This window comes from Rhodococcus ruber, assembly GCF_016804345.1.
GTDB lineage: Bacteria > Actinomycetota > Actinomycetes > Mycobacteriales > Mycobacteriaceae > Rhodococcus > Rhodococcus ruber.
Genome location: NZ_CP044211.1, coordinates 3,696,235 through 3,711,263 on the forward strand (window position 1 = coordinate 3,696,235; position 15,029 = coordinate 3,711,263).

The following is a 15,029-nucleotide window of genomic DNA, read 5'->3' on the forward strand; positions in this document are numbered from 1 at the left end:
CGCGCCCGCGCAGCATGCAGCCCGAAGAGCCCTAGCCCCCGAGGAATCCGATGCCCCCGTTGAGGTCACGCACCACCACCGCCGGACGCAATGCCGCCGGGGCCCGCGCCCTGTGGCGCGCCACCGGCATGACCGACTCCGACTTCGGCAAACCGATCGTCGCGATTGCGAACTCCTACACGCAGTTCGTGCCCGGCCATGTCCACCTCAAGGACGTCGGCGACATCGTCGCCGAGGCGGTCCGGGCCGCGGGCGGTGTACCGCGCGAGTTCCACACCATCGCCGTCGACGACGGCATCGCCATGGGTCACGGCGGCATGCTGTACTCCCTGCCCAGCCGCGAGATCATCGCCGATTCGGTGGAATACATGGTCAACGCGCACACCGCCGACGCGCTGGTGTGCATCTCCAACTGCGACAAGATCACCCCGGGCATGCTCAACGCTGCGATGCGCCTGAACATCCCGACGGTGTTCGTCTCGGGCGGTCCGATGGAGGCCGGCAAGGCGGTGGTCGTCGGCGGTGTCGCACAGGCCCCCACCGACCTGATCACGGCGATCTCGGCGTCGGCCAACGACGCCGTCACCGACGAGGGCCTCGACGAGGTCGAGCGCAGCGCCTGCCCGACGTGCGGGTCGTGCTCGGGCATGTTCACCGCGAACTCGATGAACTGCCTGACCGAGGCGCTCGGACTGGCACTGCCCGGCAACGGCTCGACGCTGGCCACCCACTCCGCACGCCGCGCGCTGTTCGAGCGGGCCGGGACCACGGTCGTCGAGGCGGCGCTGCGCTGGTACCGGGACGAGGACGAGTCGGTCCTGCCGCGCAACATCGCCTCCCCCGCCGCGTTCCGGAACGCCATGGCGCTCGACGTCGCGATGGGCGGCTCGACCAACACCGTGCTGCACACGCTCGCCGCCGCGCAGGAGGGCGAGGTCGACTTCGACCTCACCACGATCGACGCGATCAGCCGCAAGGTGCCGTGCCTGTCGAAGGTCTCCCCCAACTCGGACTACCACATGGAGGACGTCCACCGGGCCGGCGGCATCCCGGCGATCCTCGGTGAGCTGCGCCGGGGCGGCCTGCTCGAGACGGACGTGACCACCGTCCACACCGCGAGCTTCGACGAGTGGCTCGACACGTGGGACATCCGTTCCGGCAAGGCCTCCGACGAGGCCGTCGAGCTGTTCCACGCGGCTCCCGGCGGCGTCCGCACCACCGAGCCCTTCTCCACCGACAACCGCTGGTCGTCGCTGGACACCGACGCCGCAGGCGGCTGCATCCGGGACGTCGAGCACGCCTACACCGTCGAGGGCGGACTCGTCGTCCTGCGCGGCAACCTCGCCCCGGACGGTGCGATCCTCAAGACCGCCGGCATCGACGAGGATCTGTTCACCTTCGAGGGCCCGGCGCTCGTCGTCGAGTCGCAGGAGGAGGCCGTCTCGATGATCCTCGGCAAGAAGGTGCAGCCCGGTGACGTGGTGGTGGTCCGCTACGAGGGACCCGCGGGCGGCCCCGGCATGCAGGAGATGCTGCACCCCACCGCGTTCCTCAAGGGCGCGGGCCTGGGCAAGCAGTGCGCCCTGATCACCGACGGCCGCTTCTCCGGTGGCACCTCCGGGCTGTCGATCGGGCACATCTCGCCCGAAGCTGCGTCCGGTGGGGTCATCGGTCTGCTCGAGAACGGCGACCGGATCCGGATCGACGTTCCCTCGCGCACCCTCGAGGTCCTCGTCGACGACGCCGTTCTCGCCGAGCGGCGCGCCAAGATGGAGGCGTCGGAGCGGCCGTGGCAGCCCGTCGACCGGCAGCGCACGGTCACCACCGCCCTGCGCGCCTACGCCGCGTTGGCCACCTCGGCCGACAAGGGGGCCGTCCGGAAGGTGCCGTAGGCACCGGTCTGTCCTTCGGGCTGCCCTGGCCGCCCGAAGGACACACCGGCCGCGTCAGCGGCCGAACAGCCAGAGGCAGACCCCGGCGGCGACGCCGAGCAGCAGTGCGACGAAGGAGCCGATGAACGGCCGGGTCGCCCAGCCGCGGGTGCCGTCGATCGCGATGCGGCCCGGACCGGTCAGGACGATCACGGCCGCAGTGGCCGCGAGCAGGGTCTCGTACTCGACCCCGGCGGGCGCGAAGTACTGCAGTCCCGGCTCGGCGGACTGCCGGAACAGCCACGCGTTGATCATGATCGCCAGCACTGCGGCGGCGGCCAGCGGGGTGAGCAGCCCGAGGATCAGCAGCGCTCCGGCCGCGACCTCCCCCACCGCGCCGAGCACCGCGAGCAGGGCCGGACGCTGGTAGCCGGCGTCGGCGAGCATCGCCTCGAACCCGTCCATGCCGGGACCGCCCCACAAACCGGTCAGCTTCTGCAGCCCGTGCACCACCATCGTGCCGCCGACGACGAGCCGCAGCACGAGCAGCCCCAGGTCCAGGGTGCCGCGCCGCGCCTCGGCCGGACCGGTCGACACCCCCGCCTCCGCGTCGCCGGCGGCCGCGGTCGCGCCGCCGGGCTCGTACCGGTACAGCTGCTCGGTCGGCGCGACGCCGGAGTCCTCGTAGCCGTACTGCGCCGGCCGGTCGAAGGCGGAGTTGTCGAGGTCGAGGTCGTCGTCGGATTCGAGCATCGACGAACGAGGGCGCCGCAACTCCAGCGTGGGTTCGTCGTAGGGACTCGACACCGGCTCCGCGGCATCCTGCGGCGTCGGCTCCGGGATGTGGTCTTTCGCCTTGTCGGTCACCGAACCAGGGTAGGTCGACCGGGTGGGCCGACCCGGGAACCGAGGCGGGGCGCGCCGCCCCGGTAACGTCATGGACATGACGAGGCGCGCGAGAGTCGGTGGGTCGCGACGGATGCGAACGACGGTCGCGTCGATCGTGGGTCTGCTCGCCCTCACCACGTCGTGCGCCCGGTTCGACGACGCAACCACCACGCCGTTCACCCCGGAACCGAGTTTCGACGCGGGCGCCGAACTCGAACCGCTCGAACCCCCGACGGCAACCACGACGACGGGCGCACCGCCCACACCGCCGGGCCCGTGTCAGGACCCCGATCCCGCGGTGGTCGCCACCTGTCTCGATACCACCGGCGGACTGGTCACCCTGCCCGACGGCGGTTCCGCTCTCGTCGCGGAGCGGCGCACGGGCCGGATCCTGTGGGTGGCGCCGCAGACGGAGCCGGTGGAGGTGGCGACCGTGCCGGTCGACGGATCCGGCGACGGCGGGCTGCTCGATCTCGCGCTGTCGCCGACCTACGACGAGGATCGGCTGCTCTACGCCTACATCACCACCCCGACCGACAACCGCGTCGTGCGGCTCGCCGCGGGCGACGTCCCCAAGCCCGTGTTCACCGGGATCCCGCGGGGGGCGAGCGGGAACGCGGGCGCGCTCGAGTTCACCTCCCCCACCGACCTGGTGGTGCTGACCGGCAACGCCGGAGATGCGGCCGCGGCGGCTGATCCGGGGTCGCTCGCCGGGAAGCTGCTGCGCATGCCCGTGCCGGCGCCGGGTGCGGCTGCCACGCCGTCGGTCGTGCTGTCCGGGATCGGGACGGCGGGTGACGTGTGCCGGGACCCCGCCGGAAACCTGTGGATCACCGACCGCACCGTCCTCGAGGACCGGCTGCAGCGTGTCGACGTGGACGGCGCGGTGAGTGCATCCCCGGCGTGGACGTGGCCCGAGCGTCCGGGCGTGGCCGGATGCGCGGCCGGCGCGGACGCCGTCGCGGTGTCGCTGACGGACGGCAAGGCGGTGGCGGTGGTTGCCGTCGACCCCGGAACCGGGGCGGTGACGGCCGCGCCCGTGACGGCCGTGCAGGACCGCTACGGCCGGCTCGGCGGCGCGGCGGTGGGTGGCGACGGGCAGCTGTGGGTGTCCACCGTCAACAAGTCCGGCGGCGAACCGGGCCCGAACGACGATCGGGTCGTGCTGATCCAGTTCCCCGCGGGGGGCGGCGGCTTCGACTAGCCGGAACCGTTCGGCACGGGTCCTTCACGACAGCGTGAAGGGCGGCTCGGCCGCGTCGGTGAACGCGCCGCTCACGTTGCCCAGCAGACCCGGTTTCGACAGGTCGAGCCTGCGGCAGGTCGAGAAGTCCAGGTCGGCCGACCGGGTCCACACGATGTTCGGGCTGAACGACGACTCGAACATGTACAGTCCCTCGGTCAGGTCCGTCAGCGTGCGCCAGATCGTCATCGAGATGTTCGGCCGTTGCGGATCGGGCTCGCCGAACGGTTGCGCGACGTTGCGCATGACGCTCAGCAGCGCCGCATACGCACGGGTCGGCGTCGCCACGGCGGGCAGCCGGCCGAGATAGTAGCTTGCCCGGACGAAGCGGTCGGACGCTTCCGTCGTACCCGGCAGCGGCTCGGATCCCCCGAAGCCGGTGAAGTTCTTCCGGAGTTCGATCTGCTCGTCGTACGGCGGCGAGTTCGTCATCACGGTGTGTGCGCGGCCGTGGTGTACCCGCAGCGTTCCCCCGATGTGCTCGAGGATCAGGGAGTCGCCGTTCGCGTCCTCGAGGGCGAGATGCACGGTTGCGGGACGCTGGGACCGCGGTTCGATCAGCGGACGGACCTGGAAGGGCCGGTCGGCCATCAGCGCGAGACACTCGTCGACGGTCCCGCACAGGTCCAGGAAGATCTGCGGCCACAGGGACACCGCGAGCGCGGGAACATCCGGGTTCCGTTCCCCGAAATCGGCTTCCGCGAGCCACAGCACGTGGGCGGCCAGACCGGCCTCGTTGATCCCGTCGCTCGTGGCGTTGTCCCAGACGGTGGCCACCAGGCTGCCGTAGCGGGCCGTCCAGGCCATGGGGTCGGGATCACGGTCGTGCCCGATCCGGTCGGCCCCGCGCGGCAGCGACCACAGGTTCGTGTCCATCTCCTCGCGCCAGTCCATGTTCCGGCCGACGAGAACGCCGTGCCCGCTTCCGGTCCACATTGCCCGAGTGCACATTGATCCTCCACGATGTCCGACGGGAAAACCGGCCGCCCGTGCGCCGCGAGCGTCGACCCGCTCCCCGCGACGACAGTGACGATACGGACGTTTCGGTCGAATCTCAGCACTTTCGCGGAGGACCCGCACCCCCGACGATCCGAATCACTCGACTTCCACTGTGTGGCAACTGCTTCCGTCACACTTCCCCGCTCAGCCCGCGACGGTGCAACAATGTCGCCGATCGGTCCGAAGCAGTGGCACGCCCGAGGGAGGGGCCCGCATGACCACACGCCTGAATCCGTACATCAGCTTTCGCGACAATGCCCGCCAGGCCATGGAGTTCTACCGATCCGTGTTCGGCGGAGAACTGGACCTGAGCACGTTCGCGGAGATGCACGCGAGCGACGACCCGTCCGAACAGGACAAGATCATGCATTCGATGCTGGCGAGCCCGAACGGTCTCGTCCTGATGGCGGCGGACACCCCCAACCAGATGAGCCACAACCCGGGAGACAACATCTCGATCTCGCTCAGCGGCGACGACGAGGCCGAGCTGCGTGGCTACTGGGACAAGCTGAGCGACGGCGGAACCGTTGCCATGCCGCTCGAGCGAGCACCGTGGGGCGACCAGTTCGGCATGTGCACCGACAGGTTCGGCATCCAGTGGATGGTGAACATCGCCGGCGAATCGCAGTAGACACACGAGAGAGGGTGGCCTGCCGTCCCGGCGGGCCATCCTCTCTCGTGGAAGAACATGTCCTGAAAGAACTCAGCTGCAGGCGGCGAGCACGAGCTCCTTGACCAGGGCCGGGTCGGCCTGACCACGGGTAGCCTTCATCACGTCGCCGACGATCTTGCCGGCCGCCTGGACCTTGCCGCTGCGGATCTTGTCGGCGATGTCGGGGTTGGCGGCCAGCGCCTTCTCCACCTCCGACTTGATCAGCGAGTCGTCGCGCACGACCACCAACTCGGGGTGGGCAGCGAGGATCTGCTTCGGGTCGCCCTCTCCGGCGAGCACGTAGTCGACGACCTTGCGGGCGAGCTTGTTGGTGAGCGTGCCGTCGGCGACGAGGGCGATCACCTCTGCGACCTGCACCGGGGTGATGGGCAGCTCGACGAGTTCGACGCCGCGGCTGTTGGCCTGCTGCGCAAGGTAGGCGACCCACCAGGACCGCGACTCCGAGGCCGGGGCACCGGCCTCGGTGGTGGCGATGATCAGGTCCAGGGCGCCGGCGTTGACGAGGTCACGCATCTCCTCGTCGGAGATGCCCCACTCGGCCTGGATCCGGGCGCGCCGCAGCCACGGCAGCTCGGGCAGGGTGGCGCGCAGTTCCTCGACCCACTCCGTGCTCGGAGCGATCGGTTCGAGGTCCGGTTCCGGGAAGTAGCGGTAGTCCTCCGCCGTCTCCTTGCGCCGGCCCGGGGAGGTGGTGCCGTCCGCCTCCTGGAAGTGCCGGGTCTCCTGCACCACGGTGCCGCCCGCGGTCAGAACCGCGGCCTGGCGGCGCATCTCGTACCGCACGGCGACCTCGACCGACTTCAGGGAGTTGACGTTCTTCGTCTCGGTCCGCGTGCCGAACTCCGCCGCTCCGATCGGATTGAGCGAGACGTTGGCATCGCACCGCATCGAGCCCTGGTCCATGCGCACGTCGGACACGTCGAGGGCCTTCAGCAGGTCCCGCAGCGCGGTGACGTAGGCGCGGGCGACCTCGGGGGCGCGCTCGCCGGCACCGACGATCGGCTTGGTGACGATCTCGATGAGCGGCACCCCGGCCCGGTTGTAGTCGAGCAGCGAGTGGCTCGCCCCGTGGATGCGGCCCGTGGCGCCACCCACGTGCAGCGACTTGCCGGTGTCCTCCTCCATGTGCGCGCGCTCGATGTCCACGCGCCACGTGGTGCCGTCGTCGAGGACCACGTCCAGGTGGCCGTCCGTGGCGATCGGCTCGTCGTACTGCGAGATCTGGTAGTTCTTCGGCTGGTCCGGGTAGAAGTAGTTCTTCCGCGCGAACCGGCCCCACGGCGTGATCGAGCAGTTCAGCGCCAGCCCGATGCGGATCGCCGACTCCACCGCCGCCTGGTTGACCACGGGCAGCGAACCGGGCAGACCGAGGCACACCGGGCACACCTGGGTGTTCGGTTCGGCTCCGAACGTGGTCGGGCACGGGCAGAACATCTTGGTGGCGGTGTGCAGCTCGACGTGCACCTCCATGCCCATCACGGGCTCGAACTTCGCGAGCACCTCGTCGTAGGCGAGCAGATCATCGGACATGGCGGCAGTCATGGGCTCGATTTTAGACGGTGCCGACATCCGGCGATCCGGCGCTCACGCCCGGCGTGAGCTCACCCGAAGATGATGCGCATCTCCTCGTAGCGGTCCTTCGGCACCCGCTTGTGGTTGGCGAGCGCCTCGTCGAAACCGACCCGGACGATGTCGGTTCCGTGCAGCGCCACCATGTGGCCCCACTCCTCGTCGGCGACGAGATCGGTGACCGCCATACCCAGGCGGGTGGCGAGTACCCGATCGAAGGCCGTGGGCACGCCGCCCCGCTGGATGTAGCCGAGGATCGTGGCACGGGTCTGGATGCCTGTCCGTTCCTCGATCATCGGGGCGAGGACGTCGGCGATGCCGCCGAGCCGCGGCCGGTCGAACTCGTCGCGTCCCTTGTCGGAGTACGCCTCGGCCATGTCCGGCAGGGTGAATCCCTCCGCGACCACCACCATCGGGGCGCGGCCGCGGTCCCGGACGCTGGTGACCCACTCGCAGATCTGCTCGATGCTCTCGGGTTGTTCGGGGATGAGGATGGCGTGGGCGCCCCCGGCCGTGCCGGAGTGCAGCGCGATCCATCCTGCCTCCCGGCCCATCACCTCGAGGACCATGCAGCGCTTGTGCGAGTTGCCGGTGGTGCGCAGCCGGTCGATCGCCTCGGTGGCGATCTCGACGGCGGTGTCGAAGCCGAAGGTGTAGTCCGTCTGGCCGAGATCGTTGTCGATCGTCTTGGGCACCCCGACGATCCGGATGCCCTCCTCGAACAACCGCTTGGAGGCGGCGGCCGTGCCCTCGCCGCCGATGGCGATCACGGCGTCGACGCCCATGCGCTCGAGTGTGCGGGCGATGTTCTCGGCGCCGCCGTCCGGCCCCTGGTAGGGGCCGAACCGGCTGGTGCCCAGGATGGTGCCACCCTGATGCGACAATCCGCGGACCTTGCTGCGGTCCAAGGGGATCGCATCGCCTTCCACCAATCCGCGCCAGCCGTCGAGGAACCCGACGAACTCCTGGTCGTAGACGGTCCTCCCCTTGAGGACCGCTCCGCGGATCACCGCGTTCAGGCCGGGGCAGTCCCCGCCGCTGGTGAGAATGCCGATGCGCGTCATTCGTTCCTCCGTGCAGGTTGTCGGTGGTCCTCCCGGCAATACTGCCCCGGCCCGGCGCCCGCGGCATCCCGATCGCGGGCGTCGCTCACCCGGGCACGACCAGTCCGGACTCGTATGCCAGCACCACCGCCTGTGCCCGGTCCCGCAGGTGCAACTTCCCGAACACCTTCCCCACGTGCGTCTTGACCGTCTGCTCGGCGACGAACAGGTGAGCGGCGATCTCCTGGTTCGACAGTCCACGCGCGATCAGCTCGAGCACCTCACGTTCGCGCGGGGTGAGCGCGTCGAGTGCCCGCTCGCGGCCGCGGCGCGGCGATCGCCGGCGGGTGACGTCCGCGATGAGGCGGCGGGTGACGGTCGGGGCGAGTAGCGCCTGGCCGTCGGCGACGACGCGGACCGCCCGGATCAGTTCCTCGGCGGGCGCGTCCTTGAGCAGGAACCCGCTGGCGCCGAGGCTCAGTGCCTCGTAGACGTAGTCGTCGATGTCGAACGTGGTGAGCATCAGGACCCGCGTCGGCGGATCGATCCGCCCGGCGAGGATGTGCCGGGCCGCGTCGAGTCCGTTCATCTCCGGCATCCGGACGTCCATCAGGACCACGTCGGGTCGCAGGCGGGCCGCCTCTGCGACGGCCCGCCGGCCGTCCGGAGCGTCGCCGACCACGCTGATGTCGGGTTGGGCAGCGAGCAGCGCGCCGAAGCCCTGCCGAACCATGGCCTGGTCGTCGGCGATCAACACGGTGATGGGGGTCGGGTCCGTCACGGCCTCAGCCTAGGCGGCCTGGACGCGCGGCAGCTGCGCGCGCACCTCGAAACCACCGCCCGGGGCGGGATGGGCGACGAGGTGGCCTCCGACCGCCAGGGCCCGGTCGACCATGCCGCGGATGCCGTTCCCGCCGCTGCGGTCCCCCGACCCGGGCCCCGCCCGCCCGGGGCCGTTGCACACGGTCACGCTCACCTCGTCCGGCCCGTAGCCCACGCGGACCCGCACCGGCGCACCGGAGGCGTGGCGGGCGGCATTGGCGAGCGATTCCTGCAGGATGCGGTACACCGTCAGGGCCGTGGCGTCCGAGACGCCGGACGGGTCACCGTTCTCCGCGGTGGACAGGACCATGCCGGCGCGGCGCGCCCCCTCGAACAGGTCCCCGAGCCGGTCCAGGCCGGGCTGCGGGTCCTGCGCCCGTTCGTCGCCGGCGGCCCTGTCGTCGGGGAGGTTCTCGCTCCGGAGCACCCCGAGCATGCCGCGCACCTCGTTCAGCGCCTCGCGCGCGGTCGCCCCGATGGAGTCGAATTCGGCGCGCACCGGCTCGGAAACGTCCGGCAGACGGTACGGGGCGCTCTGCGCCTGGACCACGACGAGGGACATGTGGTGCGCGACGATGTCGTGCAGGTCTCGGGCGATGCGGGCCTTCTCCTCGAGGATCGCCCGGCGGGCCCGTTCGAGTTCGCTGAGCTCCTCCTGCCGGGCAAGCTGGCGGCGGGACAGCACGAGCCACCGCACGAGCAGCCGAACACCGCCATCGCGCTCAGGCCGAGTGCCCACCCCCAGCCGTTCTGCCCCGGCACGTGGGTGAAGAACAGCACCACGGTGGCCGCCCACACGAGCCCGGCGACCTGCAGGGGAGCGCGCATGCTCACCGCGACGAGAAGCGCGCACAGCACGAGGATGTGCACCACCTGCCAGGGGTAGTCGTAGCCGGGGGCGAGGTCGAAGGCGCGGGGGATCGCCAGCGCGGCCCCGGCCGAAACCGCCCAGCCGAGGGCGGGATCGGTCCGGATCGCCACGAACGGCCAGGCCGCGAGCGCCGCGACGACGGGCATCAGCGCGACGGGCACCTCGTGGGTGAGGTGCAGGGTGGGCCACGCGACCGCATACAGGATCAGGGTCACCGCCACGATCGCGATCGTCCACCGACGGCCGCGGCCGTGTTCTCTCGTCCAGCGCACGGCACCACGGTAGGTCCGGGGCGTGGGCACTGTCGTCATACCGGGGAGTGAGAGCCGCCTGGCCCCGTGGCGGTAGACGCTCGTGGCCGGACCGCTCCGTCGCGGGATCTCCGGCAGTCCCCGCCGTCCCTAACGTCCGCCACATGCGCAGACCACCGATGACAGCACTTCTGGGCACGGCCGCAGCGCTGTGTCTGGGAACCGCGTGGGCACAGCCCGCTCCGCCCGCGCAGCCGGATCCGGGCGCCGTGATTGCGACAGTGGCGGCACTGTCCGAGGGCGACACCGGGGCGGCGCTCGACGCCTTCCCGGACGGCTTCGAGCCGGCGATGCACTATCGACCGGTCACCGAGGACGGGATCCTGGTGGACCCGCTCGGCGGCTGCTCCTCCCCCGTCCCCCTGCCGGACTTCTTCGAAACGCCCTGCCGGGAGCACGATCTCGGATACGACCTGTTGCGGTACGCGCGGTCGTCGGGACACGAACCGGGTCCGCAGGCGCGGCGCGGCCTGGACGCCCGGCTGAGCCGGCAGCTGCACGAGGCGTGCCGCGCGACGGCGCCCGGCGACGACTGGTGCGGCGTCACTGCGACTGTGGCTTCGTTTGCAGTGCGGGTGAATTCGTGGCGGCAAGGCGACGGGGCCCCGGTCCCCGAGTCACCGCTTCCGTACGCGGCCGCGGTGTGGGCGCTGGTTGCGGCGGCGCGATGGACGCCCCGATGAGCGGGCGCGCGACGTCCCCCGGCGCGGGGTTCGACGTCCTCGCACGGCGCTGCCCGCGGGTGGCGGCGACCGTGGCGGTGACGGTGGCGGTGTGGGTCTCGCTCGCGCCGTCGCTGCTGCCCCGTCCGGCCCTGGCGCAGGCCGCGGTCTCGGGATGCGCCGCCGCAGCCGCGGCGGGAGCCGCCGGCCTGTGCCGCCGGCGGAACGCGGGATCCGCGCGCCCGGTGGCGCGGGCGGTGGCGCTGCTCGCCGCGGCCGTCGCGCTGGGGTGGACGGTTCTCGCGGCGGCGCAGTGGCAGGACGGGTTGCGGGCCGCGATGGGGCGGCCCCCGACGGGGACGGGGCACTGGATCGTCGTGTGCGTGTGCTCCTCGTGCATACTCGGCGCGACACGGGTGCTCGGCCGGGTTCCGGAGGCGTGGCGGCGGCGGGCGGACGTCCGCGCGGGCGTCGCCACGGCCGCCGCGGTGACGCTGGGAGCGGTCGTCGCGGTTGCTCCCGTCGGGGCCGGGCCGGCGTACCCGGACACGGCGCCCGTCGCCGCCACCGCGGCCGGGAGCCCGTCGTCGCTGGTGGCATGGCAGTCACTGGGCGACGAGGGCCGCCGTTTCGTGAGCGCCGACGCTCGAGCGATCCGCACGTACGTGGGGCTCGGATCCGCCCCGGACGTCCGGTCGCGCGCAGCGCTGGCCGTCCGCGAGCTCGAGCGCGCGGGCGGGTTCGCACGCGCCCACGTCGTAGTGGTGGTGCCCACCGGTTCGGGGTGGGTCGACCCCGGCGCGGTGCGGGGGTTCGCCGCGCTGTTCGGCGGCGACGTCGCGCTCGTCGCGCAGCAGTACTCGTCCGCACCCAGCTGGGTGACGTTCCTGTTCGACCGGGACGCGGCCGCGGAGTCGGCCCGCGCCCTGCTCACGTCGGTGCGTTCCCGCATCGATGCCCTGGACCCGGTCCGGCGTCCGCAGGTGCACGTGTACGGGCAGAGCCTCGGCGCGGTCGGGGGCAGCGCCGCCCTGGCGTCGACGGCGACGGGTCCGTGCGCGGCGATCTGGGCCGGCCCACCGGCGGGCGCGGTGCGCACGGACGGGGCGGCCGTCACCGCGAACACGTCGGATCCGGTGGTGTGGTGGCGACCCTCGCTGCTGTGGTCACCGCCCGATCTGTCCCGTGCGCGACGCGACGCGCCCGTGCCGCGGTGGCTGCCGGTGGTCAGCTTCGTGCAGGCGACGCTGGATCTGCCGGTGGCGCTGGACGCGCCCCCGGGTCACGGGCACCGCTACGGCCCGGACCAGGCCCGGTGCGACCGCCCCTGACGGCGGCAGTCGCACCGGGGACCCGGGCTCAGGCGACGATCGGGCCGCGGGCGGCCTCGAACGCGGCGCCGACGCGGTAGAGCCGTTCGTCGGCGAGCGCCGGGGCCATGATCTGCAGACCGACGGGCAGCCCGTCGTCGGCGGACAGCCCGGACGGAACGGACATCGCGCAGTGTCCGGCGAGGTTGGTCGGGAGCGTGCACAGATCCGACAGGTACATCGCCAGCGGGTCGTCGACCTTCTCGCCGATCTTCCACGGGGTGAACGGGCTGGTCGGCGAGACGAGGACGTCGACCTGCTCGTACGCCTTCTCGAAGTCCCGCGCGATGAGGGTGCGGACCTTGAGCGCCTGCCCGTAGTAGGCCTCGTAGTAGCCGGAGGACAACGCGTAGGTGCCGATCATGATGCGGCGCTTGACCTCCTTGCCGAACCCGGCGGCCCGGGTGGCGGCCATGACCTGCTCGGCGCTCATCGTGCCGTCGTCGACGCGCAGGCCGTAGCGCATGGCGTCGAAGCGGGCCAGATTGGACGAGACCTCGGACGGCAGGATCAGGTAGTACGAGGCGAGCGCGTATTCGAAGTGCGGGCAGGAGACCTCGACGACCTCGGCGCCGAGCGCGGTGAGTTCGGCCACGGCCGCGTCGAACGACGCCAGCACGCCCGGCTGGTAGCTGTCCGAGTGCAGTTCCTTGACGACCCCGATGCGCAGACCCTTCAGGTCGCCCTGCGCGCCCTGGCGGGCGGCCTCGACGACGGGCCGGACGGGTGCGTCCACCGACGTGGAGTCGCGCGGGTCGTGTCCGGCGATCACCTCGTGCAGCAACGCCGTGTCGAGCACGGTGCGGCCGCACGGGCCGCCCTGGTCGAGCGACGAGGCGCAGGCGACGAGACCGAACCGGGAGACCGTGCCGTAGGTGGGCTTGGTGCCGACCGTGGCGGTGACGGCGGCAGGCTGGCGGATCGACCCGCCGGTGTCGGTGCCGATGGCCAGCGGTGCCTGATAGGAGGCCAGCGCGGCTGCCGAACCGCCACCGGACCCACCGGGGATACGGGTGGTGTCCCACGGGTTGCGGGTGGGTCCGTACGCCGAGTTCTCGGTGGACGAGCCCATGGCGAACTCGTCCATGTTGGTCTTGCCCAGGATCGGGATGCCCGCCTGCCGCAGCTTCGTCGTCAGGGTCGCGTCGTACGGCGACATCCAGCCCTCGAGGATCTTCGAGGCACACGTGGTGGGCATGTCGGTCGTGGTGAACACGTCCTTGAGGGCGATCGGGACACCGGCGAGCGGCGAGGCCGGGCTCTCCCCCGCCGCGACCGCGCGGTCCACCTCGGCCGCCGCGGCCAGCGCCTGGTCGCTCGCCACGTGCAGGAACGCGTGGTACTCGCCGTCGACCTCGGCGATGCGGTCGAGGTGCGCACGAGTCACCTCGACCGACGACAGGTCGCCGGAGTGGATGCGTTCGGCGAGATCGGCCGCGGACAGCCGGGTGAGATCGGTGCTCATTCGCCCTCCCCCAGGATCTGCGGGACGGAGAAGCGGCCGTCCTCGACCAGCGGGGCGGCGGCGAGCGCCTGTTCCGGAGTCAGACCCGGGTGCACCTCGTCGGGGCGGGTCACGTTGGTCACCGCGTTCGGGTTGGCCATCGGCGCCACATCGTCCGCGGCCACCTCCGACACAGCCTTGACGTGGCTGAGGATCGTATCCAGCTGGCCGGCGAACTCGTCGAGTTCGGCGTCGGTCAGCGCGAGCCGGGACAACCGGGCGAGGTGCGCGACCTCGTCACGGGAGATGGCAGGCACCTTCGGTGACCCCTTTCCGATGAAGAAACGAACGTGCCGTCCAGGGTAGTGCGTGCCGAACGGCACGGTTTCGCCGGTTCCCCGGACCGTCGCCGGCCGCCCGCCGTGTTGCAGTTCGGAGAAACACCTGTGTCGTTCGTGTGACAACGCGCGCGTGACCGGCGGTTTCCCGGCTCGCCTCGGTGCCGCCGTGCGGGACCGGCGTCCGGCGGGGGTGCGGGAGTGAAAAGATGGTGTCCGTCGCCGGCCGCCCGCCTCGGCCGTGACTTCGGAACCGGGAAAGGACGCTCGTGTCGTACCTGTTACGCGTCCAGCTTCCCGATCGTCCCGGCAGCCTCGGCTCACTCGCCGTTGCGCTCGGGTCGGTCGGTGCGGACATCCTCTCGCTCGACGTCGTCGAGCGCGGTGCCGGCTTCGCGATCGACGATCTCGTCGTCGACGTCGATGCCGGTTCGCTGCCGGACACGCTCATCACGGCCGCCGAACGCCTCGAGGGCGTCACGGTGGACTCGATCCGGCCCTATGCGGGAATCCTCGACACCCACCGCGAACTCGAGCTGATCGACCAGGTCGCCACCGCCCGCCACGACCGGTTGCAGGTGCTCGTCGACGGTGCACCCCGGGTGCTGCGCGTCGGCTGGGCGACCGTCGTGGACACCGGCCCGCACGGCGCGTACCGGGTGGTGGGCAGTTCCGGTGCCCCCGAGACCCGGCCGGCGGACGTGCCGTGGATGCCGCTCGAGAAGCCGATGCTGCTCGACCACGAGGGCGAGTGGGTGCCCGACCTGTGGCGGACGATGAACACTACCCTGGCGGCGGCGCCGCTGGGCACCCACGGGCGGGTACTGATGCTCGGCCGGCCCGGCGGCCCGGAGTTCCGCCCGTCCGAGGTGGCCCGGCTCGGCTACCTGGCCGGCATCATCGGCACCGTCCTCGGCTGAGCGGA

The 15,029-nt window shown here is 71.6% G+C and carries 13 protein-coding genes and 1 pseudogene; 6 read left to right on the plus strand and 8 right to left on the minus strand.

Translation table 11 applies throughout. The annotated features are described in order from the left end of the window. Positions 1–50: 50 nt before the first annotated feature. The gene (ilvD, locus tag F1734_RS16970; RefSeq protein ID WP_010596572.1) at positions 51–1,892 is read left to right on the plus strand and encodes a dihydroxy-acid dehydratase; all 1,842 of its coding nucleotides are present in this window, start codon (positions 51–53) and stop codon (positions 1,890–1,892) included. Positions 1,893–1,946: 54 nt separating this feature from the next. Here ilvD and F1734_RS16975 read toward each other — a convergent pair whose 3' ends face one another. Continuing rightward, the gene (locus tag F1734_RS16975) at positions 1,947–2,738 is read right to left on the minus strand and encodes a DoxX family protein (protein ID WP_040275066.1); all 792 of its coding nucleotides are present in this window, start codon (positions 2,736–2,738) and stop codon (positions 1,947–1,949) included. A 112-nt stretch (positions 2,739–2,850) separates the two neighbouring features. Between F1734_RS16975 and F1734_RS16980 the strand changes: the two genes are divergently transcribed. After that, positions 2,851–3,963, plus strand: coding sequence for a PQQ-dependent sugar dehydrogenase (locus F1734_RS16980; protein WP_203011881.1), 1,113 nt, complete (start codon positions 2,851–2,853; stop codon positions 3,961–3,963). 24 nt (positions 3,964–3,987) lie between these two features. Here the strand turns inward: F1734_RS16980 and F1734_RS16985 are convergent, their stop codons facing one another. Beyond that, complete coding sequence (locus tag F1734_RS16985; protein ID WP_203010805.1) at positions 3,988–4,938, minus strand: linear amide C-N hydrolase; 951 nt, start codon at positions 4,936–4,938, stop codon at positions 3,988–3,990. A 277-nt stretch (positions 4,939–5,215) separates the two neighbouring features. Here F1734_RS16985 and F1734_RS16990 point away from each other — a divergent pair, with 277 nt between their 5' ends. Next, complete coding sequence (locus tag F1734_RS16990; RefSeq protein ID WP_010596576.1) at positions 5,216–5,632, plus strand: VOC family protein; 417 nt, start codon at positions 5,216–5,218, stop codon at positions 5,630–5,632. A gap of 72 nt (positions 5,633–5,704) precedes the next feature. Here F1734_RS16990 and gatB read toward each other — a convergent pair whose 3' ends face one another. From gatB to F1734_RS17010, 4 genes and pseudogenes are all read right to left on the minus strand, one after another. Continuing rightward, positions 5,705–7,216: an Asp-tRNA(Asn)/Glu-tRNA(Gln) amidotransferase subunit GatB gene (gatB, locus tag F1734_RS16995; RefSeq protein ID WP_017682349.1), complete on the minus strand. Its 1,512-nt coding sequence runs from the start codon at positions 7,214–7,216 to the stop codon at positions 5,705–5,707. Between the two features lie 59 nt (positions 7,217–7,275). Further along, positions 7,276–8,307 carry a 6-phosphofructokinase gene (locus tag F1734_RS17000; RefSeq protein WP_010596578.1) on the minus strand — a complete coding sequence of 344 codons (1,032 nt, stop codon included), beginning with the start codon at positions 8,305–8,307 and terminating at the stop codon, positions 7,276–7,278. An 85-nt stretch (positions 8,308–8,392) separates the two neighbouring features. Then, the gene (locus F1734_RS17005; RefSeq protein WP_010596579.1) at positions 8,393–9,067 is read right to left on the minus strand and encodes a response regulator; all 675 of its coding nucleotides are present in this window, start codon (positions 9,065–9,067) and stop codon (positions 8,393–8,395) included. Between the two features lie 9 nt (positions 9,068–9,076). Continuing rightward, positions 9,077–10,290 (minus strand): annotated as a pseudogene (locus F1734_RS17010) (sensor histidine kinase). A gap of 104 nt (positions 10,291–10,394) precedes the next feature. Here F1734_RS17010 and F1734_RS17015 point away from each other — a divergent pair. Continuing rightward, complete coding sequence (locus F1734_RS17015) at positions 10,395–10,973, plus strand: hypothetical protein (protein WP_225222834.1); 579 nt, start codon at positions 10,395–10,397, stop codon at positions 10,971–10,973. After that, positions 10,958–12,283, plus strand: coding sequence for an alpha/beta-hydrolase family protein (locus F1734_RS17020; RefSeq protein WP_010596582.1), 1,326 nt, complete (start codon positions 10,958–10,960; stop codon positions 12,281–12,283). Before F1734_RS17015 ends, F1734_RS17020 begins: the two co-directional genes overlap by 16 nt. 28 nt (positions 12,284–12,311) lie before the next feature. Here the strand turns inward: F1734_RS17020 and gatA are convergent, their stop codons facing one another. Beyond that, the gene (gatA, locus tag F1734_RS17025; protein ID WP_017680823.1) at positions 12,312–13,787 is read right to left on the minus strand and encodes an Asp-tRNA(Asn)/Glu-tRNA(Gln) amidotransferase subunit GatA; all 1,476 of its coding nucleotides are present in this window, start codon (positions 13,785–13,787) and stop codon (positions 12,312–12,314) included. Next, positions 13,784–14,083, minus strand: a complete 300-nt coding sequence (gatC, locus tag F1734_RS17030; RefSeq protein ID WP_003936975.1) for an Asp-tRNA(Asn)/Glu-tRNA(Gln) amidotransferase subunit GatC — start codon at positions 14,081–14,083, stop codon at positions 13,784–13,786. The genes gatA and gatC overlap by 4 nt, the downstream gene beginning before the upstream one ends. A gap of 290 nt (positions 14,084–14,373) precedes the next feature. On the opposite strand from gatC, the gene F1734_RS17035 reads away from it, so the two are divergent. After that, positions 14,374–15,024, plus strand: a complete 651-nt coding sequence (locus F1734_RS17035; protein ID WP_010596585.1) for an ACT domain-containing protein — start codon at positions 14,374–14,376, stop codon at positions 15,022–15,024. Positions 15,025–15,029: the final 5 nt, after the last annotated feature.

What these genes read in the sequence shown, in the direction of transcription:
- ilvD (WP_010596572.1), top strand. Translation starts at nt 51, where the DNA reads ATGCCCCCGTTGAGGTCACGCACCACCACCGCCGGACGCAATGCCGCC.
- F1734_RS16980 (WP_203011881.1), top strand. Translation starts at nt 2,851, where the DNA reads ATGCGAACGACGGTCGCGTCGATCGTGGGTCTGCTCGCCCTCACCACG.
- F1734_RS16985 (WP_203010805.1), bottom strand. Translation starts at nt 4,938, where the DNA reads ATGTGGACCGGAAGCGGGCACGGCGTTCTCGTCGGCCGGAACATGGAC.
- F1734_RS16990 (WP_010596576.1), top strand. Translation starts at nt 5,216, where the DNA reads ATGACCACACGCCTGAATCCGTACATCAGCTTTCGCGACAATGCCCGC.
- gatB (WP_017682349.1), bottom strand. Translation starts at nt 7,216, where the DNA reads ATGACTGCCGCCATGTCCGATGATCTGCTCGCCTACGACGAGGTGCTC.
- F1734_RS17000 (WP_010596578.1), bottom strand. Translation starts at nt 8,307, where the DNA reads ATGACGCGCATCGGCATTCTCACCAGCGGCGGGGACTGCCCCGGCCTG.
- F1734_RS17015 (WP_225222834.1), top strand. Translation starts at nt 10,395, where the DNA reads ATGCGCAGACCACCGATGACAGCACTTCTGGGCACGGCCGCAGCGCTG.
- F1734_RS17020 (WP_010596582.1), top strand. Translation starts at nt 10,958, where the DNA reads ATGGACGCCCCGATGAGCGGGCGCGCGACGTCCCCCGGCGCGGGGTTC.
- gatA (WP_017680823.1), bottom strand. Translation starts at nt 13,787, where the DNA reads ATGAGCACCGATCTCACCCGGCTGTCCGCGGCCGATCTCGCCGAACGC.